Genomic DNA, 23,657 nt, shown 5'->3' on the forward strand with positions numbered 1-23,657 from the left:
TACCCTCTTATGTCGGGGCGTTCACCAAGCTCTGCGCGGCCATCGTGAAGTAGTTCCACAGCTGCCGCTCCAGCGGCTCGGGAAGCTTCAGCTCCTCCACCGCCACCCGCATGTGCCGCAGCCAGGCGTCCCGCTCGGCCTCGCCGATGACGAACGGCACGTGCCGCATCCGCAGCCGGGGATGCCCGCGCCGCTGACTGTAGGTGGTGGGGCCGCCCCAGTACTGGATCAGGAACAGCCGCAGCCTCTCCTCGGCGGGGCCGAGATCTTCCTCGGGGTAGAGGGCGCGAAGGTCGGGGTCGTCCGCGACACCCTGGTAGAAGCGGTGCACCAGCCGGTGGAAGGTCTCCTCGCCGCCGACCGCCTCATAGAAGGTCACCTGTTCAGCCATAGCTTCCCCACCCTATGCGAGACGCGCGCCGTTGCGGGCCCCCGGTCCCGATCTTGATCGATCACGGGGCCGGGGTGGCGACCGTGACGCCCGCCTCGTCGAACGCCCGCTTGACCCGCTCGCGCAGTTCGCGGGCGACGTCGCCCTGCCTGCCCGGGGCCGTCTTCAGCACGACGCGGATGACCACGGCGTCACCGGCCAGCGCCTGCACCCCCCACACCGACGGCTCCTCCAGGACGAGGGTGTTCCAGGGCGCGTCGGCGGTCATCGCGTCGGCGGTGGTCTGCAGAATCTCCTTGACCCGCTCGGTGTCCTCGTGGATGTCGACCGGGATGTCCAGGACGGCGCGGCCCCAGTTCTGCGACTCGTTCCCGACCTTCTTGATCTCGCCGTTCGGGACGTACCAGACGATGCCGTCCATGTCGCGCATCCGGGTGACGCGCAGCGTGACGGCCTCGACCGTCCCCTTGGCGGTGCCCACGTCGATGTAGTCGCCGACGCCGTACTGGTCCTCCAGCAGCATGAACAGCCCGGCGAGGAGGTCCTTGACGATGTTCTGCGCGCCGAACCCGACCGCGACGCCGATGACGCTCGCGCTGGCCAGGATGGGCGCGAGGTTGAGGCCGAGGGAGCCGAGGACGCTGAACGCCGCCGTCCCCATGATCAGGACGGACGCGATGGAGCGCAGCACCGAGCCGAGCGTCTGCGCGCGCTGGGCCCGCCGCTTGGTGAGCAGCGCCGGGCTGCCTTCGAAGACCGTCCGGGAACGCTCCCTGACCCGCTCCGACATCGTGCCCTCGGCCATCCGCAGCGTGACCCTGGTGATCATCCGGTGCACGATCTTCTTGACGATCAGCGCGACCACGAGGGTGACGATGATCCAGAAGAGGGTGGTGAGGGGACCGTCGAGCCAGGTGGAGTAGAACCGGGTGAAGTCGGTGTTGTGCGAGATGTTCCAGACGAGCCGGCACGAGGCGGTGGGCGTCCGGTCGCGGCAGGCGGCCTCGGGGGAGCCGTCCTGGGCCCAGGGCAGCAACGGTTCGACGGCGAGCGACATGCGGCAGACCCTCCCCGGCCGTAGTGAACACGTTCCGTCCTCCGCCGCCTGCATCAGGCGACGGCCTTCGCCTCAGGCCGGATGGAAAGTGGTCAGCGGTGCCTGGACACCTCGCCGTGGACCCGCGGCGGGTACGAGCCTGATCGTAGGGGACGGTTCCGACCCGTTCGTACTACCGCCGGCGATGTGTCACGACCTGGCCGGGGAGGGACTGATCTGGCGAGCGTGTCCCGCCGGGGCCGCGGCTGCCGCGCCGTTCCGGCCACGGCCTCGCGGGACACGCTCGGTCTTGGGGGGCGCCCGCTCCGGGCGCCGGCTCATCTCACGGCGGAGCGCTCTCCCGCCTCGCGGCCGAGCGGCTGCAGGACGTGCGCCAGCTTCAGGGCGGCGCCGCCCACGTCGTCGACGCGGTGCATGCGCTCCCCCCAGGACCACCAGAAGTAGTGGTCCGCGGTCTCCGGGGCCGGGGCGCACGTGACGTCCTCGGCGAGGCTCGCGGCCTCCGGGTTCACCACCCGCAGGAACGCCGGCCCCGAGCGGGTCCTGACGACGCGGGCGACGAGGCCCTGAGTGTCGAGTTCGTGCTCCAGCTCCTCGAGGTAGCCGACGCGTCTGTCGCTGACCACCTTCACACCCCCTCCGTTGGAGAGCGCCGGCTCCGCGGGCGAGCACCGGCAATTGATCAACTCTGCGAATCCGTTCGGTCACTCGCGGCGAGAATTGCAACTCTCACGGGTGCGGGTCAAGTGACCGGGTGTCGCGCGCGGTACCGAATTCCCCAACCTCAGGGGAAGCCTGCACCCCTGTGGAGGAAGAATCTCTACCCCAGGGAGGCGAAGGCCCCCCTGACCGCCCCTTCTTCTGCGGAATCGCTTGGCCGCCCCCGTGACGGGGGTTACGCTGCGTGCGCGAGAGATTATCTGTCGTGGCCATCTAGCGACCGGTCGCCGTGGCGCGGACGATCGCCCTCTCCCCCCGGGGGGAGCGGCGTCCCGGCACGACGGGAGGAGGCCGGAGTCGATGTCGGACCCCCCTCGGAAAGAAACGGACGTGGCTCGCAGGATCCGTGCGCGCGCTCTGGCCCGAGGACACGGTCCGGTCGAGATCGCGCAGGAGATTCACGAGCAGTGCGGACCGCTGTTCGGCACCAGCCGGGTCAAGGCGCACCGCCTGGCCCACGGTGTCGCGCTGTCCGACATCGTGGCGCAGGTCAAGGCGCTCTACGAGGTCGACGGCAAGCCCGCCCCCCGCCTCGGGGAGACGCTGCTGTCCGCCTACGAGAGCGGCTACAAGAGACCCGGCCCCGAGTATCTGCACTACCTCTGCGCCGTCTACCGGGTGGAACCCGACGCGCTCGACTACCAGAGCCCCTGCATCTGCGGCCGCGGCCACGCGGTCCGCCCCGGGGCGGCGAGCGTCCCGCAGCCGCGGCAGCCAGACCGGCGCCCGGCGCCCGACCCCGACGCGCTCGTCGGGGCGATCGTCCCCAGGACCGGTGAACGTCCCTGGGTAACCGTTAACGACCTACGGGGCCCGGACCGCGCCGACGGCCCCCTGACCATTGATGTGGGAGAGGAGGACATCGTGCTTCGTAGGACCCTTCTGCAGCTGCTGGCCGGAGCGGGCGTGGCGCTCGACGGTCAGTTCCTTGGGGCAGTCGACAACCTGCGCCGCAAGATGGACGACACGCTCGTCGGCGCGACCGTCTCGCCGACCATGCTGGACCAGTGGGAGGAGACGACCTACGGCTACGGCCAGCAGTACCAGGCGACCCCTTCCCTCCGGATGCTCTGCGACGTCCTGCTGGACTTCAGCGAGGTGCGCCGCATGTGCGACAAACGCCAGCCGGTCGAGCTTCAGGAACGGCTGTGCCGGATCGCGGCCCAGCTGTCCGGGCTCTCCGGCCTGATCATGATCAACCTGGGCGACCACCGGCTGGCCCGCTCGTTCTTCCGCACCGCGCGCACCGCCGCCGACGAGACCGGCGACCGGCAGCTGCGCGCCTGGGTGACCGTCCGCGAGTCCCTGGTGCCGATGTACTACGGCGACCCCCGCGAGGCCCTGCACCTGGCCCGCAAGGCACAGGACCTCGCCGGCCGCACGCCAGGCGTCGCCGGTGCCATGGCCCCCGCCGTGGAGGCGCGCGCGCTCGGCATGCTCGCCATGCGGGGACGCGGTGACGCCGCCCCCAGCGCCCGCCGCGCCCTCGTCCGCGGCCGCTCGGTGTTCGACCAGCTCTCCAAGACCGACACCAGCGACCTGGTGTACGGGTTCACCGACCGGCAGATGGCCTTCTACGAGGGCGACACGTTCACCAGCCTCGGCGACCACAAGCACGGCGACGAGGTGCTGAGCCACGCCCTCACCCTTTACTCGCCCACCGACCGCGTCGACCTGACCCTCGTGCGCCTCGACCGGGCCATGTGCAAGTTTCACGCCGGGAACCCCGACGCCGCGCTCGCGGCCGGGCAGGAGGCCATCCTCGAACTGCCGGCCGACCACCGGTCCGACATCCTCGTGCACCGCGCCCGCCAGATCGGCGCGGCCGTCGCCGCCAAGCACGGTGAGAGCCCGGCGCTGAAGGAGTTCTACGAGGTGCTCGCCGGCCCCTGGGTCACGAGCCCCGCGCAGGACCGCCCGTCCGTCCCCCCGTCCGAGCAGATCTGACGCGGCATGCCTGACAACGCCCCCTGGCAGGACCACCCCGCCCGCGCCCTCGTCCGGGTCCAGGACGAACCCCCGGTATGGAGCTTCGGAGAGCTCCGGCTGCGCCGCTACCACGCCACCGACCACGGCGTCGTCCTCGCGCTGCACCGCGAAGGCCTGGCCCAGGTCGGCCTGCGTCCCGGCGACGGCGTCTACTACGACCACGACTTCTTCCGGATGGAGGACATCTACCTCCGCAACGACGGCGAGTTCATCGTCGGCGAACTCGAAGGCGGGATCGTCGCGATGGGCGGCCTGCGCCGCGCCGACCTCGTCCCCGGCGGCCGCGCCCGCGCGTTCGGCGGCTACGCGCCCGGCAACCCGACCCTCGACGCCGTCGAAATGGTCCGCCTGCGCGTCCTGCCCGCCGTGCAGCGCCGCGGCTATGGCGCCGCCGTCGTGCAGGCCCTGGAGGAACGTGCCAAGGAGTTCGGCTACCGCATCCTGCGCGCCGACACCACCGAGCTACAGGCCCCGGCGCTCAAGCTCTACCGCAAGTCCGGCTGGACGGAGACGCGCCGCGAGACGATCGGCGGCATCGTCAACATCTACATCGAGAAGCCGCTCCGCTAGGACACCCGAGCCGCGGGGCCTCGCGCCGGAGGCGCGGCCCGCCGCAGGCCCCGCGGCACGGGCTGTGCTTATTGCATTTCTCTCCGCCTTCGGGTCCTGGGGCCCTCCATCGTCGAGAAACGCGGTGCGATCGCTGCATCGCTCGTCTCGCCTTGCGGCTCGCTGCGCGATCAGGTTTCTCGCGGGCTCGAAACCTGCCTTCGGTCGCGATCGCGACGGTTTCGGTCGTTGCGTGGTGCGGTGGTGGCTGGTGTCGGTGCGCATGGCTCGTTGCGGTCAGCGTGTTCGCTGGTCCGCGCGCTGACGCGTCGAGTTGGCCCGGTTGGGCCAGTGGCGCGGGACGCTGAGATCTGTGTGGCGGCCGGATTGGGCACGGTTGCCGAGGCTCAACAGGTGTCGGGGACAACAGGAGACACACCGAACCCCCTCCTGGAGGCTTCCCAACCCCAGGAGGGGGCGATGTCGCGCGGGATGTTCCCGTGCGCGTTCTCGTGGGAGCGTAGCGTGATCCCCGGTCGCCGCCTAGGGGAGGGGGCGGCCGCGGCGGCCTCCGACCATCTGCATCAGCGGGTAGCGGTGCTGCCTGATGGCGGTGTAGCCCCTGTCGGCGAGAGCCCCGGTGATCTCGCGGTCGCCGAAGACGGTGAGGCCGGTGGCGCGGCGGAGGAGTTCGCCGCCGATGCGGGCGGCGCGCAGCGGGGTGGGTCGCCGTGAGGTGAGGATGATGAGCCGGCCGCCGGGTTTGAGGACGCGGGTCATGCCGTCGACGGCCGTCCAGGGGTCGTCGAACAGGTACAGCGCTCCGAAGCAGCAGACGGCGTCGAACGTCCCGTCCCGGAACGGCAGGTCGACGGCGTCGCCGCGGACGTAGCAGACACCGGCGTTCGCGGTGTCCTCCACGGCGCGGGCGAGCATCGTCTGGGACGTGTCGAGGCCGATGACCAGGCCGTCCCGCCCGACGCCCTCGGCCAGCGCGCGGGTGACGTTGCCGGGCCCGCACGCCACGTCCAGGACGGTCGCGGGGGGACGGGCGGCGTAGCCGGGGTGCGAGAGACCGAGCCAGTCGCGGGCCATCGCGTGCTCGGTGGCGGTGTCCGGGCCGATCGGCCAGCCTTTGGCCAGGTTGAACCCGACGGGCCGCCAGACGCGCTCGTAGATCTGCGGCAGGAACGCCGACTCCATCGCCGATTGGGCGAGGGACGGTGACGGCTGTGCGGAAGGACCGAGCAGGTCGAGATAGCCGGTGGACGTGTCCGGCTCCCCGGGCGGCTCCCTCAGCAGCCCGAGCACGCGCTCCACGGCGGATGGACTCCGCACGGTCGACTCGCTCACCCTGGTATTAGACCACTCGTCAATTCGTCGCCGTGACCCGGCCCCGCCTCCGGGTCGGGGAGGTCGAGGCCGGTCTGCGCGGCCATGAAGGCGAGCGTGTCGGCCATCAGGTCGACCGAGCGGCTCACCGAACGGGCGGCGTGCCCGACCTCCGACTCGTTGCGGAGCAGGACCGGGGCGTCCGACGCGGTCGCGTGCTGCAGCGCGGCGCAGAGCTTGCGGGCGTGCAGCGGGTCCACGCGGGTGTCGCTGCCGAACGTCGTGAACAGCACGGCCGGGTAGGCGGTGCCGGCGTGGACGTGGTGGTACGGGGAGTAGCCGATGAGCCAGCCGAACTCCTCCGGGTCGTCGGCCGTGCCGTACTCGTCGTTCCACGTCTGCCCAAGGCCGAACTTCTCGTACCGGACCATGTCCAGCAGCGGCGCCGAGCACACCACCGCCCGGTACAGGTCGGGACGCTGGGTGAGCGCCGCCCCCACGAGCAGCCCCCCGTTCGAGCCGCCGGAGATCGCGAGCCGCGACGGCGTGGTCAGACCGTCCTCGATGAGCTTCTCGGCGGCGGCGTGGAAGTCGTCGAAGACGTTCTGCTTGCGCTCGCGCATCCCGGCGCGATGCCACTCCTCGCCCTCCTCGGACCCGCCGCGCAGGTTCGCGACCGCGTAGACCCCGCCCGCCTCGACCCAGGCCAGGATGCTCGCCGAGTACGACGGCGTCAGCGAGATGTTGAAACCGCCGTACCCGTACAGGATCGCCGGGCGCGGCCCGGAGAGGCCCGGACGGGACGCCACCAGCATCCGCACCTCGGTCCCGTCCCGCGATGTGAAGGTGACCTGGCGTGTCTCGATCTCGGGGACGTCGACCGTCCCCGGGGCGGACGCCCACAGCGTCGTCTCGCCCGTCCGCGCGTCGTAGCGCATGACCGACGACGGCGTGACGTTGTCGGTGTAGCCGAACCACGCCTCGTGGCCGCCCTCCGGCCGCTCGATGATCCCGCCGATCGACCCCAGCCCCGGCGTCGGGACGGACCCGAGCCGCTCACCGGTCTCCAGGTCGTGGACGGTGATCTCGCTGATGGCGTGCCGCGTCCACCCGGCCAGCAGGACGGGGCGGTCGAGATCATCGAGGATCGAGAAGTCGGTGAGGACCGCCTCGGGGTCCTGCGGGACGAGATCCCGCCACGTCTCGTGCGACGGGTCGGCCGGGTCGGCCACGCACAGCCGGGACCGCGGCGCGTCACGGTCGGTGAAGATGTAGGCGCGGCCGTCGCGGCCCACGTGCAGGCCGGTGCCGGCGTCCACCCCCTCCTGCACGACGCGCAGTTCGGGGGCGTCGAGCGGCGACGCGGACAGGTCGGCGATCCACAGGTCGTTGCGCGGCGCCGTGCCCTGCGACGACGAGATCGTCAGCCAGCGCCCGTCCCGGCTGACGCCGACCCCGTAGTAGTTGGTCTTGTCCATCCCCGCACCGAAGATCAGCACATCGTCGGTGTCGGGCTCGGTGCCGACCCGATGCAGGTAGACGCGCCGGTGATACTGCTCCTCGCCCGCCGGGACGTCCCGCGTCGGCAGCCGCCGCGCGTAGTAGTACGCGTCACCGCCCGGCAGCCACGCCACCGACGAGTACCGCGACCGGTCGATCGGCCCCTCCACCCGCTCGCCCGTCGCGACGTCCATGACGTACAGCAGCGACTCCTCGTCCCCGCCCGTCGACACCTTGTACGCCAGCCGGCGCCCCTCCTTGTCGGGCTGCCACCCGTCCAGCGTCGTCGTCCCGTCCTCGTCGAGGGCCATCGGGTCGACGAGGACACGCTCGGAGCCGTCCGGATCCACCGTGTAGAGCACCGGATGCTCCTGGTCCGCGCCGCGGCGCGTGAAGAAACGCCGCTCGCCCCGCCACACCGGGGAGCCGACGCTGCCCGCGGCGAGCAGTTCCCCGAGCCGCCGCCGCAGCGTCTCCCGTCCCGGCAGGGCGTCCGCGACCTTGTGGAACAGCTTGTCCTGCGCGGCGAGCCACTCGCGGGTCTCGTCGCTTCCGGCGTCCTCAAGCCAGCGGTACGGGTCGGCGACCCGGTGACCGTGGATGTCCTCGACGATGTCCTGGCGCCTCGCGGGCGGATACGGCGTCATATGTTGCACTGTATTGGCCGTTCCGGGCTGCCCGTCCCGCACGGCGCGACCCACCGCGATCGCGTGTTCGCGTTCGATCGGCCGCTCGAAGGGGGATTATTGGGGTAGCGAACGGCCTCCCTGAGACGCCACACTGATTCTGGTCGGTTCGCCCCTGGGGAGGTCCTCATGGCGAGAGCGCAGGAACCGGAGACGATAATCGGGCCTCGGTTCGAGGCGCGTCCCGCCGCGCCCGCCGAGGCGAATCCGCAGCACAGCCCGGTGGAGGGCGTCTGATGCGACAGGTCCTCCTCCTGAACGCGACGTACGAACCGCTCACCACCCTCCCGCTGCGGCGGGCGGTCTGCCTCGTGCTCCGGGAGAAGGCGGAGATCGTTCACCACGACACTTCGGGCGCGGTACTGCATTCGGCCACGATGGCGATCGAGGTCCCCTCCGTCATCCGGCTCCGCCGCTACGTGCGCATCCCGTTCCGCACCCGCGTCCCCCTCACCCGCGCCGCCCTCATGCGCCGCGACAACTTCCGCTGCGTCTACTGCGGCCGCCGCGCCGAGACCATCGACCACGTCCACCCCCGCAGCCGCGGCGGCAAGCACGTGTGGGAGAACTGCGTCGCCTCCTGCATGACCTGCAACCACCGCAAAGCCGACCGTCTCCTGTCGGAGCTCGGCTGGACGCTCACCATCACCCCCGCCGTCCCCCGGGGCGCCCACTGGCGCCTGATCGGCCTGGTCCACGACGGCGACCCCCAATGGGCCGCCTACGTGACGGAACCGGCCGCGTGACGCGCGTATCCTTGGGGTGTGCCTCGCTATGACTACCGCTGCCGTGCCTGTGGGTCGACCTTCGAGGTCACCCGTCCGATGATCAACGCGTCCGATCCGGCTTCGTGTCCGGACGGGCACGGCGACACGGTGAAGCTGCTGTCCACGGTCGCCGTCACCGGCGCGTCCCGCGGCGCCGCGCCCCCGCCCGAGCCCGCGGGCGGAGGCGGTGGCTGCTGCGGCGGAGGGTGCTGCTCCTGACCGCCTCGTCAGGCGGTCTGGGCCGCGCGGATGAACGTCGCGGTGGCGGCGGCGTCGTAGCCGTCGGGGACGCCGTGGAGCAGAACGGCGGTGCCTTCCATGTTGTCGGTGCGCATGGGCAGGATCGCCTGGTAGGCGTCCGACTCGTACCAGGCGCGGGCCCGGTCCATGTCGGGGAATTCGATGAGGACGTAGCTCCCCTTCACCGGCCCCTCCATCACCTCGGGGTCGGTGCCGTGGACGAGGAAGCGGCCGCCGAACGGGGCCAAGGTTGCCTGGATGCGCTCCATGTAGATGAAGACGTCGTCGTGGAGCGGCGGCCGGGGGTGCAGGTGGGCAAGGGCGTAGGCGGTCATCGCGGTCTCCTGTCGGTGGTGCGGCCGGGGCCGGGAGGCCCCGGCCGGCGTGTCCACCCTGGCCCGTGATGGGGAACGAACGCGATTACCTGACGGGTAATGCTCAGCCGTGCGGGTGGTCGAGCTGGTTCACGTCGCGGGCCGCGCCGGTGGAGGCGGACGTGGCCATCGCGGCGTAGGCGCGCAGTGCGGCGCTGACCGGGCGGTGGCGGTCGCGGGGACGGTACCCGCCGAGGTCGGCGAGGAGCTTCTCGCGCCGGATGTCCAGCTCGTCGGACGGGACGTCGAGTTCGAGGAGCCGGTTCGGGATGTCGATCACGATGCGGTCGCCGTCCTCGACGAGGGCGATGATGCCGCCGCCCGCGGCCTCGGGGGAGGCGTGCCCGATGGACAGGCCGGACGTGCCGCCGGAGAACCGGCCGTCGGTGATCAGCGCGCACGCCTTGCCGAGCCCTCGGCCCTTGAGGAAGCTCGTCGGGTACAGCATCTCCTGCATGCCGGGGCCGCCCTTCGGGCCCTCGTAGCGGATCACGACGACGTCGCCGGCCTTGATCCTGCCGCCGAGGACGCCCTCGACGGCGTCGTCCTGCGACTCGAAGACGACGGCGGGGCCGGTGAACGTCCACAGTTCCTCGTCGACGCCGGCGGTCTTGACGATCGCGCCATCGGGGGCGATGTTGCCGCGAAGGACGGCGAGGCCGCCGTCCGCGGTGTAGGCGTGCTCGACGGAGCGGATGCAGCCTTCCGCGCGGTCCAGGTCGAGGGACTCCCAGCGGGCGCTCTGCGAGAACGCGGAGGTGCTGCGGACGCCGCCGGGCGCCGCGTGGTACATCTCGACGGCCTCGGGCAGGACGTCGGGGGATTGGACGTCCCACTTGGCGACGAACTCGTCCATGGACGCGGAGTGGATCGAGTGGGCGGAGCTGTGCAGGAGGCCGCCGCGGTTCAGTTCGCCGAGGAGGGCGGGGATGCCGCCGGCGCGGTGGCAGTCCTCGACGTGGTACTCGCCCGTGGCCGGCGCCAGCTTGCAGATGCAGGGGACGCGGCGCGACAGCTCGTCGATGTCGGTGAGGCCGAAGTCCACGCCGGCCTCGGTCGCCGCGGCGAGCAGGTGCAGGATCGTGTTGGTGGAGCCGCCCATCGCGACGTCCAGGACCATGGCGTTCGCGAACGCGTCGCGGGTGGCGATGTTCAGCGGCAGGACGCTCTCGTCGTCGTCCTCGTAGTAGCGGCGGGCGACGTCCACGACGGTGCGGCCGGCGTCCTCGTAGAGGCGGCGGCGGGCGGTGTGGGTGGCGAGGACGGTGCCGTTGCCGGGCAGCGCCAGCCCGATCGCCTCGGTGAGGCAGTTCATCGAGTTGGCGGTGAACATGCCGGAGCAGGACCCGCAGGTCGGGCAGGCGCTCTCCTCCATTTCGAGGAGCTTGTCGTCGGAGAGCGAGGCGTCGGCGGAGGCGATGATCGGGTCGATGAGGTCGAGCTTGTTGCCGCCCATGACGCCCTCGACGGGCTTGCCGGCCTCCATGGGGCCGCCGGAGACGAACACGGCCGGGATGTTGAGGCGGAGCGCGGCCAGCAGCATCCCCGGGGTGATCTTGTCGCAGTTGGAGACGCAGATGAGGGCGTCGGCGCAGTGCGCGTTGACCATGTACTCGATGGCGTCGGCGATCACTTCGCGGGACGGCAGGGAGTACAGCATGCCGTCGTGGCCCATGGCGATGCCGTCGTCCACGGCGATCGTGTTGAACTCGCGGGGGACGCCGCCGGCCTCGCGGACGGCGCCGGCGACGACCTTGCCGACCTCGTTCAGGTGGACGTGGCCGGGCACGAACTGGGTGTAGCTGTTGGCCACCGCGACGATGGGCTTGCCGAAGTCCTCGCGTTCCACGCCGCTGGCCCGCATGAGCGCGCGGGCGCCCGCCATGTTCCTTCCATGGGTGACCGTGCGTGACCTGAGCGGTGGCATGTGACCTCTCCAACCTTGACGTGACGTGAGGCGATCCCGCGGTGTGGGAGCGATGTGCGTGCTCGCAGCGGCGGATCGCGGCGCTGCCGCCGGCTCAGCGGAGGTCGCGCGCGGGCCGGCCTGTGGCCCCCGATGCTACCAACCGGCGCGGGGCATGAAAGAAGCCGGGACACGGCGTCCCGGCGAGGCGGTGGAGAGGCGGTGCGATCACAGGCGGGCCCGTCCGAGGCGGGGCCGTCAAAGGCGGGGCGGCACCTCGGCCGCGGCGCGGCGGTCGAGGTGCCCCTCCGTCGCGGTGCCGGCGAGCGTGGCGGACACCGGTCTGTCGGGGCTCGTCGTTGAGCCAGGGCGGCCCGGGGAAGATGGGCCGCCCCCACGTGCTAGTCGGGGTACTTCGGCGGCAGGGCCTTCTCCGCCGCCTGGAAGATGCGCTGGACGTCGCCGTCGGTCAGGATCTTCGGACGGCGCCGCAGGTACGCGCGCGCCCGGTTGCCCGCGTACACGTCGACGTCGCGGACCCGCATGACCTTCCACGGGATGGACGGCCCGTAGATCGCCACGGAGGGCTGCACCGGGACGTCGAAGCCGACGCGTCCGGCGAGGATCCTGCTGGCCTGCTGCGCCTCCCAGCGGGCCTCGTCCAGGCGGTCCTTCTTGTTGAAGGGGCCGTGGAAGAGCTTGAGGTGGGACATGGTGCGCACGGGAAGGCGCTTGTCCCATTTCTCGGAGTCGATGGCGTAGACGCCGCTCGGCCCGATCACCAGGTGGTCGATCCGCCCGTCGCTGATGCCCTCGTCGTCGGCGGGCACGGCGCGTGCGTGGAGCACGAGGTACCCGTTGCGCTGGAGGGACTTCAGCTGCTTCTCGGTGCGCCGTTCGGCGGCCGAGGACTTCTGCCAGGCGGCGACGGTGGAGCTCTTGCGGGACCGCCGGACGACGTCCCCGACGACCACCAGGACCGCGACGGTGAGGCCGAGCCGCCAGCCGGTCAGGATCCAGGCGGCGGCGCCGGCGGCGACGGCGACGCCGGCCGGCCACAGCCAGCGGCGGATCCGGGGGTCGGCGAGCATCGCGGCGGCGGTGCTCTCCTCGGGACGCTCCTTCACCGGAGCCTGGTGATGGTGCTCACGCGTTTCCTCCGACCCCGTTGCGTCCGACTGGGCCCGGGGATGGCCCCTGGCCCCCTGCGTGTTGCCCCGCTCCATGATCGCCATGAGTGACGCTCCGTATTCCTTTCCCATCGGGGGCATGATCCTCCGTGCGCAGAGTAATCATCCGGACGGTTGGCGACTAGTCATGCAGGGTTAATAGTTTTGTCGCCGTCCGTAGGTGATTCACTGCCGTGACGGATGGGTACGTCGATATTCTTCTCCTTCCGCCGCTGCAGTCGTCCCTGCCCTCTTTGATGCCCGCGCACACGGCGTCTAGCGTTCCGGTTTGTGACACAAACCCATGACCTCAGCGCCACCCGGATGGCTGCGGCCGTCCGCACCAGGGAAGTATCTCCGGTCGAACTCACCGACCACTACCTGACCCGCATCGAACGACTGAACGAGCAGGTCGGCGCCTACGTGACGGTCACCGCCGAGCGCGCACGCGACGAGGCGCGGCTGGCGGAGAAGGCCGTGCTGGACGCCGCGGACCCGGCGGATCTGCCGCCGCTGCACGGCGTCCCGGTCCCGATCAAGGACCTGAACATGGTGAACGGCGTCCGGATGACCTTCGGTTCGGGCGTCTACTCCGATCTGACCGGGTTCGCGGACGACAACGTGGTGTCGCTGCTGCGGCAGGCGGGATCGGTGCTCCTCGGCAAGACGACGACGCCCGAGTTCGGCCTGCCGTGCTACACCGAGGGCGCTGTCGCGCCGCCGGCGCGCACGCCGTGGGATCCGTCCCGGTCGGCGGGCGGGTCCAGCGGCGGCGCCGCCGCGGCGGTCGCGTCCGGCCTGGCGCCCATCGCGCAGGGCAGCGACGGGGGCGGCTCGATCCGGATCCCCAGCAGCGTGTGCGGGCTCTTCGGGATCAAGCCCACCCGCGGGCGGATCTCGCAGGGGCCGGTCATCCCGGACCTGTTCGGGCTGTCCACGAACGGGCCCATCGCCCGGACCGTCCGCGACGCGGCCCTGCTGCTGGACGTGATGTCGGGCCACATGCCCGGCGACCTGTACGCGGCGCCGCCGGTGGAGGGGACGTTCGCCTCGTACGCCGAACGCCCGCCGGGCGGGCTGCGGATCGCGCGGAGCATGGAACCGGCCGTGCCGGGCGCCGAGGTGCATCCCGACTGCGTTGCCGCGTACGATGCGGCGTCCGGGCTGCTGGAGGAACTGGGGCACGAGGTCGTCGACCTGCCGCGGGTGCTCGGCCCCGAACTCGTCCCGCACTTCGAGATGCTCTGGGGCGTCATGGCGACGATCACGCCCGTCGCGGACGAGAGCGAGCATCTCCTCCAGCCGCTGACGCGCTGGCTGCGGGCGCGCGGCGAGGCCACGACGGCGCCGCAGCTCTTCCAGGCCCATGCCGCGCTGCAGGGGGCGCTGCGCGCGGCGTTCCCGGTGATGGACGAGTTCGACGCGATCCTGCACCCGACGCTGGCGCAGCCGCCCGCTCCGATCGGGTACTTCCACGACCAGGAGCCCGCCGAGAACTTCGCGCGGCAGGAGAGGTTCACCCCGTTCACCGCGCCTTACAACATCTCCGGTCAGCCCGCCGTGAGCGTTCCGCTGCACTGGAGCGACGGCGGCCTGCCGATCGGGATCATGCTCGCGGGACGTCTCGGCGGCGAGGGCACCCTGATCTCGCTGTCCGCCCAGCTCGAAGAGGCCCGCCCGTGGATCGGGCGCAAGCCCGCGATCTGGACGGCGTGAGCACGCCCGCACCGGGCATGGTGCAGGCGTGGGCGACGATGAACTGATCACGCTGGCCGGGCGGCACGGTGTCGCGGCCAGCTACACCGACTGGCGTGGACGGGAGGCGGCGGTCTCGCCCGGCACCCTGGTCGCCGTCCTGGCGGCGCTGGGGGTGGACGCGTCGTCCCCGGCCGCCGTCCGGGCGGAGCTGGAACGCGCCGGGGAGCCGGGACGCGGGCTGCCGCCGGTCGTCGTCGTCCGCCACGGGGACGGCCTGCCGGCGAGCCTGCGCGACGTGACCGTCGAACTCGCCACCGGCGAGACCGTGCCCGCGACGGGGGAGCCTCCGCCCGGCTGGCACCGCCTCCACGCCGGGCCGGAGACCGCGCCGCTGCTCGTCGCGCCGCGCCGGCTGACCCCGCCCGCCCGGCTGTGGGGGTTCACCGTCCAGCTGTACTCCGTGCGCTCCCGCGCGTCCTGGGGCATCGGCGACCTGCGCGACCTGGCGGACCTCGCGTCCTGGAGCGCCCGCGAGCTGGGCGCCGGCTTCACCCTGATCAACCCTCTGCACGCCACCGAGCCCGTCCCGCCGGTCGGCCCGTCCCCGTACTCGCCGATGAGCCGCCGGTTCGCCGCGCCGATCTACCTGCGCGTCGAGGACCTCCCCGAGTACGCGGCCCTCCCGCCCGAGGATCGTGAACGCCTGTCCGCCCTCGCGGCGCCGCTCCGCGCGGACGACGGCCCCCTCGACCGCGACGCGGTGTGGACGGCCAAGCTGCAGGCCCTCGAAGCCCTCCACCGGCTCCCGCGCGGCACCGAGGCGCAGCGCGACTACGACGGGTTCCGCGCCCGCGAGGGGCCGGCCCTCACCTCCTTCGCGACCTGGTGCGCGCTGGCCGAGAAGCACGGCCCGGACTGGCGCCGCTGGCCCGCCGAACTCCAGGACGCGGGGAGCCGGGCCGTCGCGGACGAGGCCGCCCGCCTCGCCGGCCGCGTCGACTTCCACGCCTGGCTGCAGTGGCGGCTGGACGGCCGGCTCACGGCGGCGCAGCGGACCGCACGCGACGCCGGGATGCCGGTCGGGATCGTCCACGACCTGGCGGTCGGCGTCGCCCACGGCAGCGCGGACGCCTGGATCTACCGGGACCTGTTCGCGCCCGGCATGAGCGTCGGCGCGCCTCCGGACGAGTTCAACCAGCGCGGCCAGGACTGGGGCCAGCCGCCCTGGCATCCGCACCGTCTCGCCGAGGCCGCCTACGTCCCGTTCCGCGAGATGCTGGCCACGGCGTTCCGGCACGGCGGCGGCCTGCGCCTGGACCACGCCATGCAGGTGTCGCGTCTCTGGTGGGTGCCCGAGGGCGGCTCACCGGCGGACGGCACCTACGTCCGCTACGACCGTGAGGCCTTCCTCGGCTGCCTGACGTGGGAGGCCGAACGCGCCGGTGCCGTGGTCGTCGGCGAGGACCTCGGCACCGTCGAACCGGAGTTCCGCGACGGCCTGGCCGACCGCGGCATCCTCGGCACGTCCCTCCTGTGGTTCGAACGCGACGAGACGGGACGTCCCAAGGCCCCGGACCGGTGGCGCGAACTCTCCCTCGCCACCGTCGGCACCCACGACATGCCGCCGATCACCGGCGTCGTCCACGGCGACCACATAGCCCTCCGCGACCGTCTCGGCCTCCTTACCCGGCCCCGCGCGGGAGAGGAGGCCGACCACCGCCGCCACCTCACGGACTGGCTGACCGTCCTCCACGCCGAGAACCTGCTGCCCGCCCCGCCGGACGAGATCATGAGGGCCCTGGACGCGGACTCGGCAGAGCACGACGACGAGATCGTGACGGCCCTGCACGCCTTCCTGGCCCGCACCCCGGCCCGCCTCACGGGCATTTCCCTCGCCGACGCCGTCGGCGAACGCCGCACCCAGAACCAGCCGGGCACGACGGACGAGTACCCCAACTGGCGCGTCCCCCTGGCCGGCCCCGATGGCCGGCCCGTCCTCTTGGACGACCTCCAGACCCACTACGCCCTGAAGCTCTTCAAGCGAGCGTCGCCGTGATCCTCCTCGTCACGTCATGGAGGAGGGTGTCGGGGCTCAGGGCGGTCCCGGCGATGGCGGAGAAGAGACCGGGGAGGCCCGGAAGAGGGTAGGCGTCGTCTTCGGCGCCGGCGAAGGCTGTCTTGCCCAGAGGCTGGCGGGAGAGGGATTTGCGGGCCCGCGTCCACGCCGCCTGGACCTCCTCCGGGGACGGGACGCCGAAGCCGTGGCCGACCGGGGCGGCGTGGCGGAGCTTCACGAGGGCGCTGTCGGTGAAGTCGGTGGCGAGCTTGCAGCGGTCGGTGAGGTCCGCGCGGACGAGGTCGTCCAGGCGCGTCATGACCGTGCAGGGGGTCCGGCAGCGGGCGGCGCAGTCGCCGAGGGCGGAGGCGACCTGGCTGTGCTGGCGGTCGAGGTAGGCGCGCCAGCCGGGCGGCGGCTCCTTGGAGACGCGCAGGGTGCGTTCGCACGCGGAACGTTCCGGACGGGTGTGGTCGCACATGCGGGCCGACCCCGGCTCGATGGGGACGCCGAAGCGGCTGCCCTCGCCCTCCACGGAGGCGCCGATGCGGGCGGGGTCTCCGGCGTGCCCGAGGACGGGTTCCCACGCGAGCATCGGGAGGTACTCGCTGGCGATGTGGACGGCGGCGACGAGCGCTGCCATGTCGCGGCGGTGCCAGCGGATCGCGATGACCTCGAGGAGGAGTGAGTAGGCGGGCCGGAGGCTGGCGAGGGCGCCGCGGGGGCGTTCCCGGGCCGCCTGCGGCATGCGGCTGGCACGGGCGCGGTCGAGCAGGTCGTGGGGGACCTCGCCGGCGTCCTCGGGCATGCCGAAGTCCTCGGCGTCCAGGTCGAGGACGCGCTGCCCGAACGCGCAGAGGGCGGCGACGGCGCCCGCGCGGCCGTCCGGGACGAGACGGTCCCGCGCGACCAGCGCGGCCAGATCCCCGAACGCGTACCGCCGGGCCAGCGCCGTCAGAACGTCCCGCACCGTCTCCACGCGATCCCCTCCCCGTGACCATGCAACGATCCCATGGTCACGGGGGCGGGGGACAGGCTTGAGCGGGCCGGTTCACCGCGGCCGGGTTCAGCCGGACGCGGCGTCCTTCGCGCGGGCGCGCAGGGCGCGGGCGACACCGTCGCGTCCCTCCGACAGGAGCCGGGCGAGCGCCGGCGGGGGCTTCTCGTCGGACAGGTACGCCTCGGTGCGGTCGAGCGTGGACTGCTCGATCACCAGGAAGGGGTAGGCGACCTCCGCGAACGTCTGGGACATGTCGCTGCTCCACTCCTTCCAGATGCGCCCGACCTCGGCGAAGTACCGGTCGACGTAGGGCACCAGCAGGTCGGCCTGGTCGGGCTCCACGAAGCCGCCGAGCGTCGCCCGGTAGACGGCGTTGGGAAGGTCGCCGGACACGATTCGCTCCCAAGCGGCGGCCTTGGCCTGCGCGGACGGGATCGCGGCCTTGCAGCCCGCGGCGTGCCGTTCACCGGCGGCGGTGCGGTCCCGCCCGTGCTCGGCGTCGATCTCGGCCTCGCCCGCCTTGCCGGTGACGACGAGGCGGCGCAGCAGGGACCAGCGCAGGTCGGTGTCGACGGTGAGGCCGTCGAGGACCTGGGACCCGTCCAGCAGGCCCTGGACGAACGCCAGGTGGTCGCCGGAGACGGCCGACGCGGCGAACGCCTGCGTGTAGGCGAGCTGGAGGTCCGAGCCGGGCTCGGCCTCGCGGGCCAGGTCCGACAGCGTGTCGGCCATGAGCGCCTGGCCCTCCTTGCGCCAGGCCGGGTCCGCGTACTGCTGGACGGCGAGGCGCGCCTGCCGCAGTAGCGTCTGCGTGACCGAGATGTCGGTGACGCCGCGGATGCCCTTCGCGACGAGCCGGACATAGTCGCGGGTGGCCATCTCGGCGTCGCGGGTCATGTCCCACGCCGCCGACCAGCACAGGGCGCGGGGCAGGCTCTCCCTGATGTCGCCGATGCCCGCCTGTTGCTTCAGGGGGGCCGACCCCCCTGTACCACCCGCGGAGCCTATGAGAGTCCGCTGCGAGTGCTCGTCCAGCCGGATCTTGACGAACGCGAGGTCGTCGTCGTTGACCAGGACGAGGTCGGGCCGCTTCTTGCCGACGAGCTGCGGAACCTCCGTCCGGGCGCCGACCACGTCCAGCTCGACGCGCTCACGCCGGACGATGCCGTCGGCGGTCTTGTCGTACAGCCCGATCGCGAGACGGTGCGAGCGCAGCGTCGGGTAGTCGGCCTTGGCCTCCTGCAGAACGGCGAACGACGAGAAGCCTCCGTCGGCGTCCAGCTCGTACTCGGGCCGCATCGTGTTGACGCCGGCGGTCTCCAGCCATTCCTTCGACCACGACGCCAGGTCGCGGCCGGACGTCTCCTCCAGCGCGCCCAGCAGGTCGGTCAGGACGGTGTTGCCCCACGCGTGGCGGTCGAAGTAGCGCCGCACGCCCTCCAGGAAGTTGTCCAGGCCGACATACGCCACGAGCTGCTTGAGGACGGACGCGCCCTTGGCGTAGGTGATCCCGTCGAAGTTGACCTCGACGGCGCGGATGTCGGGGATGTCGGCGGAGATCGGGTGGGTGGACGGCAGCTGGTCCTGCCGGTACGCCCACGCCTTCTCCAGGTTCGCGAACGTCGTCCAAGCGCCCTTCCACTTGGTGGCCTCGGACATGCACAGGACGCTCATGTACGTGGCGAACGACTCGTTCAGCCACAGGTCGTCCCACCAGCGCATGGTGACCAGGTCGCCGAACCACATGTGCGCCATCTCGTGCAGGATCGTCTCGGCGCGCCGCTCGTAGGCCGCGTCGGTGACGCGCGACCGGAAGACGTAGTCCTCCAGGAACGTGACGGCGCCCGCGTTCTCCATCGCGCCCGCGTTGAACTCGGGGACGAACAGCTGGTCGTACTTGCCGAACGGGTACTCCCGGCCGAAGACCTTCTCGAAGTAGGCGAAGCCCTGCCGTGTCACGTCCACGATCGCGGGGGCGTCGAGGTGCTCGGCCAGCGACGCACGGCAGTACACGCCGAGGGGGATGACGGTGCCGTCGTCGCGTCGGTACTCGTCCCGGACGACGTGGTACGGCCCGGCGATGAGCGCGGTGATGTAGGTGGAGATCTGCGGCGTCGGCAGGAAGTGCCACGTCCCGCCGGACGCGGACTCGGCGTCGTTCTGGGGGGACGACCCTCCAGGCCTCCCGGTCGTTTCGGGAGTCTCATTGGTGACGACCTCCCAGTTCTCAGGCGCCTTCACGGTCAGCTCGAAGGTCGCCTTCAGATCGGGCTGGTCGAAGCAGGTGTACATCCGGTGCGCGTCGGCGGTCTCGAACTGCGTGTACAGGTAGACGCTGTCGTCGACGGGGTCCACGAACCGGTGCAGGCCCTCACCCGAGCGCGAGTACGCACAGTCGGCCACGACACGGAGTTCGTTCTCCGCGGCCAGGTCCGGCAGCGGCAGCCGGCCCTTGCCGGTGTCATAGGACGAGGGGTCCAGGGCCTTCCCGTTCAGCGTCACCTCCCGCACGACGGCGCCGTGCAGGTCGACGAAGGTGGACGCGCCGGTCTCGGCACTGCCGAACCGGATCACCGTGGTGGACCCGAAAGTCTCCTCACCGGTCGTGAGGTCCAGTTCGACCGCGTACGACTCGACGGTGAGCAGCCGGGCCCGTTCCCGCGCCTCGTCGCGCGTGAGGTTGCCTGCCACATGAACTCCTTGGTCGGCTTAATCGCTTGGTGCCCCCATGTCTACCAACCGGACGCGGATCCGGCCCGTGCGCCACGGGCATTTGGAACCTTCACGCGGGCGGGAATCGGGACGGTCGCGCCCCGGTTGTCGCCTTAAGGCACCCCGTATCGCGCTGTAGGAGGCGACGTTGGCTAAGGACGCTCTCACCCCCGTTGATTTCTGGTTCGACCCTCTGTGCCCTTGGGCGTGGCTGACCTCACGCTGGATCCTGGAGGTGGAGAAGCTGCGCCCGATCGAGGTGCGCTGGCACGTGATGAGCCTGTCCGTCCTCAACGAGGACAAGGACGTCTCGGAGGGGTACCGGCAGGGTCTCAAGGACGCCTGGGGCCCGGTGCGCGTGTGCATCGCCGCCGAGCAGAAGCACGGGCCGGAGGTTCTCGGACGGCTCTACACCGAGATGGGCACGCGCCGCCACCACGAGAAGCAGCGGTTCGGCCGTCCCTTCTTCGAGGAGGCGCTGACCGCGGCGGGCCTCGACCCGGCGCTCGCGGACGCCGCCGAGTCCACCGACTACGACGAGGCGGTGCGGGCCTCGCACAAGGACGGCATCGACCGGGTCGGCCAGGAGGTCGGGACCCCGGTGATCGAGGTGGAGGGCAACGCGTTCTTCGGCCCGGTGGTGTCGCCGTCCCCGCGCGGCGAGGCGGCCGTCAAGCTCTTCGACGGCGTGCTGGCCGTCGCTTCGACCGATGGCTTCTTCGAGCTCAAGCGCAGCCGTACCAGGGACCCGATCTTCGACTGATCAGACCGTGGTCGCCCTGGTGCGTACTCCGCGTTCGCAGTCCGTGTCATTGCCTGCGGGTCACACATCCCTCGCTATTGCGACAATATTGCAACTACGAGGTGGATGCCCTCACACTGGGCCTGTCGCTGAGAACGGATAGGACGGTGAGTTCGGAGTGCACGTACCGGACGGTTTCATTGATGCCCCGGTGTCGATCGCGGCGGGTGCGGTCGCGGTGGCGGGGGTCGGGATCGCGCTGCGCGGGGCACGGCGTGAGCTGGACGACCGGACCGCCCCCCTCGCGGGACTGACGGCCGCGTTCGTGTTCGCCGCGCAGATGCTCAACTTCCCGGTCGCCGCCGGGACGAGCGGCCACCTGCTGGGCGGGGCGCTGGCGGCGATCCTCGTCGGGCCCTACACCGGCGTATTGGCCGTCTCCGTCGTCCTGTTCCTGCAGGCGCTGTTGTTCGCGGACGGCGGCCTCAGCGCGCTCGGCGTCAACATCATCCTGATGGCGCTGGTCACCGTCACGGTGGGCTACGCGGTCTTCCGGCTGCTGTTGCGGGTCCTGCCCAAGACGCGGGCGTCGGCGGGCGGGGCGTCGTTCGCGGCGGCCCTCGTGTCGGTGCCGGCGTCCGCCCTCGCGTTCACGCTGATCTACGCGGTGGGCGGGACGGCGGACGTGTCGATCGGCAAGGTCGCCGCCGCGATGCTCGGCGTGCACGTGCTGATCGGTATCGGTGAGGCGCTGATCACCGCCGTGACCGTGTCGAGCGTGCTCGCCGTCCGGCCGGACCTCGTGCACGGGGCGTGCGGCCTGATGAAACCGGTCGAGCTGCGCACCGCCCGGCCCACCCCGTCCCGGGCCTGAGGAGGAGACAGATGGCCACCAAGCGTTTCTTCATCGGGTTCCTGCTGGTCTCCCTCGTCCTCGCAGGGCTCGTCAGCTTCTACGCCAGCGGCAGCCCGGACGGGCTGGAGAAGGTCGCAGAGGAGGAGGGCATCAGCGCCGAGGAGAAGGACCACGCGCTCAAGGACTCCCCGCTCGGCGACTACGGGGTGAAGGGCGTCGACAACGAGTGGGTCTCGGCCGGGATGTCCGGCGTGATCGGCGTCGGGGCCGTCCTCCTCGTCGGCGGCGGGCTGTTCTGGGCCGTCCGGCGGCGCGACTCCGCCCCGGCGCCGGACGGGAAGGCGCCGGCCGGAACGTCCGGGCAGGGCTAGTGGGCGCGGGTCACGCGCACCGGCTGTACGTGCCGGGCGCGTCGCCGGTGCACCGGCTGCCGCCGCAGACCAAGATCGTCGCCGTGCTGGCGTTCGTGCTGCTGGTCGTCGCCACGCCCCGGGAGCGGATGTGGGCGTTCGGCGTGTACGCGCTGCTGCTCGCGGCCGTCGCGCTTCTCGCCCGCGTCCCGCTCCGGACGGTGGCGCGGCGGACCGTGATCGAGGTCCCGTTCGTCGCGTTCGCGATCCTCCTCCCGTTCGTCGCCGAGGGCGAGAAGATCGGCCTGCTCGGCCTGCGGGTGAGCGAGGGCGGGATGTGGGACGCCTGGAACATACTCGCCAAGGGCACCCTCGGCGTGGTCGCGTCCATCGTGCTCGCCGCGACGACGGAGCCGCGGCTGCTGCTGCTCGGCATCGAGCGGCTGCGGATGCCGTCGCTCCTCACGCAGATCGCCACGTTCATGCTCCGGTACGTCGACGTCGTCACGGCCGAGCTGGGACGGATGAAGGTGGCGCGGGCGTCCCGGGGCTTCGAGGCCCGCGGCGTCCGCGCAACGGGCGTGCTCGCCAAGTCGGTCGGCGCGCTGTTCCTGCGCTCCTACGAGCGGGGCGAACGCGTCCACCTGGCGATGATGAGCCGTGGCTACGACGGCCGCATGCCCGTCATGCACGACGTGGGCGCGACGGCCGCGCAGTGGACGGCCGCCGCCGTGCTCCCCTCGGCCGCGGCCCTGGTCGCGCTGGCTGCTTGGATCGCACCATGACCCCATCGCTGGAAGTGAAGGGCCTCGCCTACGCCTACCCCGACGGCACACAGGCCCTCTACGGCGTCGACCTCACGATCGGGCGGGGCGAACGGGTCGCGCTGCTCGGGCCGAACGGCGCCGGGAAGACGACGCTCGTCCTGCATCTGAACGGCATCCTGCGGGGCGGTCTCGGCGAGGTCAGGATCGGCGGGCTCGCGGTCGATCCGGGCGACAAGAAGACGCTGCGGGAGATCCGCCGCCGCGTCGGCATCGTCTTCCAGGACCCCGACGACCAGCTGTTCATGCCGACGGTCCGCGAGGACGTCGCGTTCGGCCCGGCGAACCTCGGGATGCGCGGCCCCGAGCTGGACCGCCGGGTGCGGGACGCGCTGACCCGCGTCGGCATGCTCGACGTCGCCGACCGGCCGCCGCAGCACCTCAGCTTCGGGCAGCGGCGCCGCGTCGCCGTCGCGACGGTCCTGGCCATGGAGCCGGAGATCCTCGTGCTGGACGAGCCGTCCTCCAACCTGGACCCGGCGAGCCGCCGCGAGCTGGCGGAGATCCTGCTGAGCCTGGACGTGACGGTCCTGATGGTGACGCACGACCTCCCGTACGCGGCCGAGCTGTGCCCGCGGTCGGTGATCCTCTCCGGCGGCGTCATCACGGCCGACCGTCCCACCCCGGACCTGCTCATGGACGCCGGGCTGCTCGCCGCGCACCGCCTGGAACTGCCCTTCGGGTTCGACCCGGCCGCCGCCGTCCGCTGACGTTCCCGCCGGGCACGGGAGTCGTCCCC

Annotated in this window: 20 protein-coding genes and 1 pseudogene; 11 read left to right on the forward strand and 10 right to left on the reverse strand. The window is 71.8% G+C overall.

Features of this window, described 5'->3' with window-relative positions; all coding sequences use genetic code 11:
• Positions 1-13: 13 nt before the first annotated feature.
• The 3 genes and pseudogenes from ACTWPP_RS13030 to ACTWPP_RS13040 form a co-directional block, all read right to left on the reverse strand.
• Positions 14-379: pseudogene (locus ACTWPP_RS13030) on the reverse strand (globin); the annotation flags it as partial.
• 73 nt (positions 380-452) lie between these two features.
• On the reverse strand, positions 453-1,448 hold the full coding sequence (locus ACTWPP_RS13035) for a mechanosensitive ion channel family protein (protein ID WP_443104466.1): 996 nt from the start codon (positions 1,446-1,448) through the stop codon (positions 453-455).
• 317 nt (positions 1,449-1,765) lie between these two features.
• On the reverse strand, positions 1,766-2,074 hold the full coding sequence (locus ACTWPP_RS13040) for a hypothetical protein (RefSeq protein ID WP_443104467.1): 309 nt from the start codon (positions 2,072-2,074) through the stop codon (positions 1,766-1,768).
• A gap of 424 nt (positions 2,075-2,498) precedes the next feature.
• Between ACTWPP_RS13040 and ACTWPP_RS13045 the strand changes: the two genes are divergently transcribed.
• Both ACTWPP_RS13045 and ACTWPP_RS13050 read left to right on the forward strand, forming a co-directional pair.
• Positions 2,499-4,115 (forward strand): XRE family transcriptional regulator, encoded by a 1,617-nt coding sequence (locus ACTWPP_RS13045; protein WP_443104469.1) that lies wholly within the window; start codon positions 2,499-2,501, stop codon positions 4,113-4,115.
• Between the two features lie 6 nt (positions 4,116-4,121).
• Entirely contained in the window at positions 4,122-4,727 is a 606-nt protein-coding gene (locus ACTWPP_RS13050; RefSeq protein WP_443104470.1) for a GNAT family N-acetyltransferase, read from the forward strand.
• Positions 4,728-5,249: 522 nt separating this feature from the next.
• On the opposite strand, the gene ACTWPP_RS13055 is transcribed toward ACTWPP_RS13050, so the two are convergent.
• Both ACTWPP_RS13055 and ACTWPP_RS13060 read right to left on the reverse strand, forming a co-directional pair.
• On the reverse strand, positions 5,250-6,059 hold the full coding sequence (locus ACTWPP_RS13055) for a class I SAM-dependent methyltransferase (RefSeq protein ID WP_443104471.1): 810 nt from the start codon (positions 6,057-6,059) through the stop codon (positions 5,250-5,252).
• Entirely contained in the window at positions 6,056-8,185 is a 2,130-nt protein-coding gene (locus ACTWPP_RS13060) for a prolyl oligopeptidase family serine peptidase (RefSeq protein ID WP_443104472.1), read from the reverse strand. The genes ACTWPP_RS13055 and ACTWPP_RS13060 overlap by 4 nt, the downstream gene beginning before the upstream one ends.
• A 275-nt stretch (positions 8,186-8,460) precedes the next feature.
• On the opposite strand from ACTWPP_RS13060, the gene ACTWPP_RS13065 reads away from it, so the two are divergent.
• Together ACTWPP_RS13065 and ACTWPP_RS13070 are read left to right on the forward strand one after the other, a co-directional pair.
• Positions 8,461-8,970 (forward strand): HNH endonuclease, encoded by a 510-nt coding sequence (locus ACTWPP_RS13065; protein WP_443104473.1) that lies wholly within the window; start codon positions 8,461-8,463, stop codon positions 8,968-8,970.
• 18 nt (positions 8,971-8,988) lie between these two features.
• On the forward strand, positions 8,989-9,210 hold the full coding sequence (locus tag ACTWPP_RS13070; RefSeq protein ID WP_443104474.1) for an FmdB family zinc ribbon protein: 222 nt from the start codon (positions 8,989-8,991) through the stop codon (positions 9,208-9,210).
• 8 nt (positions 9,211-9,218) lie between these two features.
• Here the strand turns inward: ACTWPP_RS13070 and ACTWPP_RS13075 are convergent, their stop codons facing one another.
• From ACTWPP_RS13075 to ACTWPP_RS13085, 3 genes are all read right to left on the reverse strand, one after another.
• Positions 9,219-9,566 (reverse strand): DUF1330 domain-containing protein, encoded by a 348-nt coding sequence (locus ACTWPP_RS13075; protein ID WP_443104475.1) that lies wholly within the window; start codon positions 9,564-9,566, stop codon positions 9,219-9,221.
• Positions 9,567-9,669: 103 nt separating this feature from the next.
• A complete protein-coding gene (gene ilvD / locus ACTWPP_RS13080; RefSeq protein WP_443104476.1) occupies positions 9,670-11,532 on the reverse strand; it encodes a dihydroxy-acid dehydratase in 1,863 nt (620 codons plus the stop codon).
• 380 nt (positions 11,533-11,912) lie between these two features.
• A complete protein-coding gene (locus ACTWPP_RS13085) occupies positions 11,913-12,773 on the reverse strand; it encodes a nuclease-related domain-containing protein (RefSeq protein WP_443104477.1) in 861 nt (286 codons plus the stop codon).
• A 198-nt stretch (positions 12,774-12,971) separates the two neighbouring features.
• Between ACTWPP_RS13085 and ACTWPP_RS13090 the strand changes: the two genes are divergently transcribed.
• Together ACTWPP_RS13090 and malQ are read left to right on the forward strand one after the other, a co-directional pair.
• A complete protein-coding gene (locus ACTWPP_RS13090; RefSeq protein WP_443104478.1) occupies positions 12,972-14,396 on the forward strand; it encodes an amidase in 1,425 nt (474 codons plus the stop codon).
• Positions 14,397-14,424: 28 nt separating this feature from the next.
• Entirely contained in the window at positions 14,425-16,434 is a 2,010-nt protein-coding gene (gene malQ / locus ACTWPP_RS13095; RefSeq protein ID WP_443104479.1) for a 4-alpha-glucanotransferase, read from the forward strand.
• Here the strand turns inward: malQ and ACTWPP_RS13100 are convergent.
• Complete coding sequence (locus tag ACTWPP_RS13100; protein ID WP_443104480.1) at positions 16,415-17,413, reverse strand: hypothetical protein; 999 nt, start codon at positions 17,411-17,413, stop codon at positions 16,415-16,417. The genes malQ and ACTWPP_RS13100 overlap by 20 nt on opposite strands.
• 87 nt (positions 17,414-17,500) lie before the next feature.
• Positions 17,501-20,125 (reverse strand): aminopeptidase N, encoded by a 2,625-nt coding sequence (gene pepN, locus ACTWPP_RS13105; protein WP_443104481.1) that lies wholly within the window; start codon positions 20,123-20,125, stop codon positions 17,501-17,503.
• A gap of 169 nt (positions 20,126-20,294) precedes the next feature.
• Here pepN and ACTWPP_RS13110 point away from each other — a divergent pair, with 169 nt between their 5' ends.
• The 5 genes from ACTWPP_RS13110 (at position 20,295) to ACTWPP_RS13130 (ending at position 23,628) form a co-directional block, all read left to right on the forward strand.
• Positions 20,295-20,909: a mycothiol-dependent nitroreductase Rv2466c family protein gene (locus ACTWPP_RS13110; RefSeq protein WP_443104482.1), complete on the forward strand. Its 615-nt coding sequence runs from the start codon at positions 20,295-20,297 to the stop codon at positions 20,907-20,909.
• 190 nt (positions 20,910-21,099) lie between these two features.
• On the forward strand, positions 21,100-21,762 hold the full coding sequence (locus tag ACTWPP_RS13115; RefSeq protein ID WP_443104483.1) for an energy-coupling factor ABC transporter permease: 663 nt from the start codon (positions 21,100-21,102) through the stop codon (positions 21,760-21,762).
• A gap of 11 nt (positions 21,763-21,773) precedes the next feature.
• Complete coding sequence (locus ACTWPP_RS13120; protein ID WP_443104484.1) at positions 21,774-22,115, forward strand: PDGLE domain-containing protein; 342 nt, start codon at positions 21,774-21,776, stop codon at positions 22,113-22,115.
• Positions 22,115-22,879 carry a cobalt ECF transporter T component CbiQ gene (gene cbiQ / locus ACTWPP_RS13125; protein ID WP_443104485.1) on the forward strand — a complete coding sequence of 255 codons (765 nt, stop codon included), beginning with the start codon at positions 22,115-22,117 and terminating at the stop codon, positions 22,877-22,879. The genes ACTWPP_RS13120 and cbiQ overlap by 1 nt, the downstream gene beginning before the upstream one ends.
• Complete coding sequence (locus tag ACTWPP_RS13130; RefSeq protein ID WP_443104486.1) at positions 22,876-23,628, forward strand: energy-coupling factor ABC transporter ATP-binding protein; 753 nt, start codon at positions 22,876-22,878, stop codon at positions 23,626-23,628. Before cbiQ ends, ACTWPP_RS13130 begins: the two co-directional genes overlap by 4 nt.
• Positions 23,629-23,657: the final 29 nt, after the last annotated feature.

Source organism: Actinomadura sp. 3N407, assembly GCF_052245875.1.
Lineage (GTDB): Bacteria > Actinomycetota > Actinomycetes > Streptosporangiales > Streptosporangiaceae > Spirillospora.

Coding starts and splice junctions, on each gene's coding strand:
- ACTWPP_RS13060 (WP_443104472.1), bottom strand. CDS start 8,185: ATGACGCCGTATCCGCCCGCGAGGCGCCAGGACATCGTCGAGGACATC.
- ACTWPP_RS13035 (WP_443104466.1), bottom strand. CDS start 1,448: ATGTCGCTCGCCGTCGAACCGTTGCTGCCCTGGGCCCAGGACGGCTCC.
- ACTWPP_RS13130 (WP_443104486.1), top strand. CDS start 22,876: ATGACCCCATCGCTGGAAGTGAAGGGCCTCGCCTACGCCTACCCCGAC.
- ACTWPP_RS13085 (WP_443104477.1), bottom strand. CDS start 12,773: ATGGGAAAGGAATACGGAGCGTCACTCATGGCGATCATGGAGCGGGGC.
- ACTWPP_RS13075 (WP_443104475.1), bottom strand. CDS start 9,566: ATGACCGCCTACGCCCTTGCCCACCTGCACCCCCGGCCGCCGCTCCAC.
- ACTWPP_RS13050 (WP_443104470.1), top strand. CDS start 4,122: ATGCCTGACAACGCCCCCTGGCAGGACCACCCCGCCCGCGCCCTCGTC.
- ilvD (WP_443104476.1), bottom strand. CDS start 11,532: ATGCCACCGCTCAGGTCACGCACGGTCACCCATGGAAGGAACATGGCG.
- ACTWPP_RS13065 (WP_443104473.1), top strand. CDS start 8,461: ATGCGACAGGTCCTCCTCCTGAACGCGACGTACGAACCGCTCACCACC.
- ACTWPP_RS13120 (WP_443104484.1), top strand. CDS start 21,774: ATGGCCACCAAGCGTTTCTTCATCGGGTTCCTGCTGGTCTCCCTCGTC.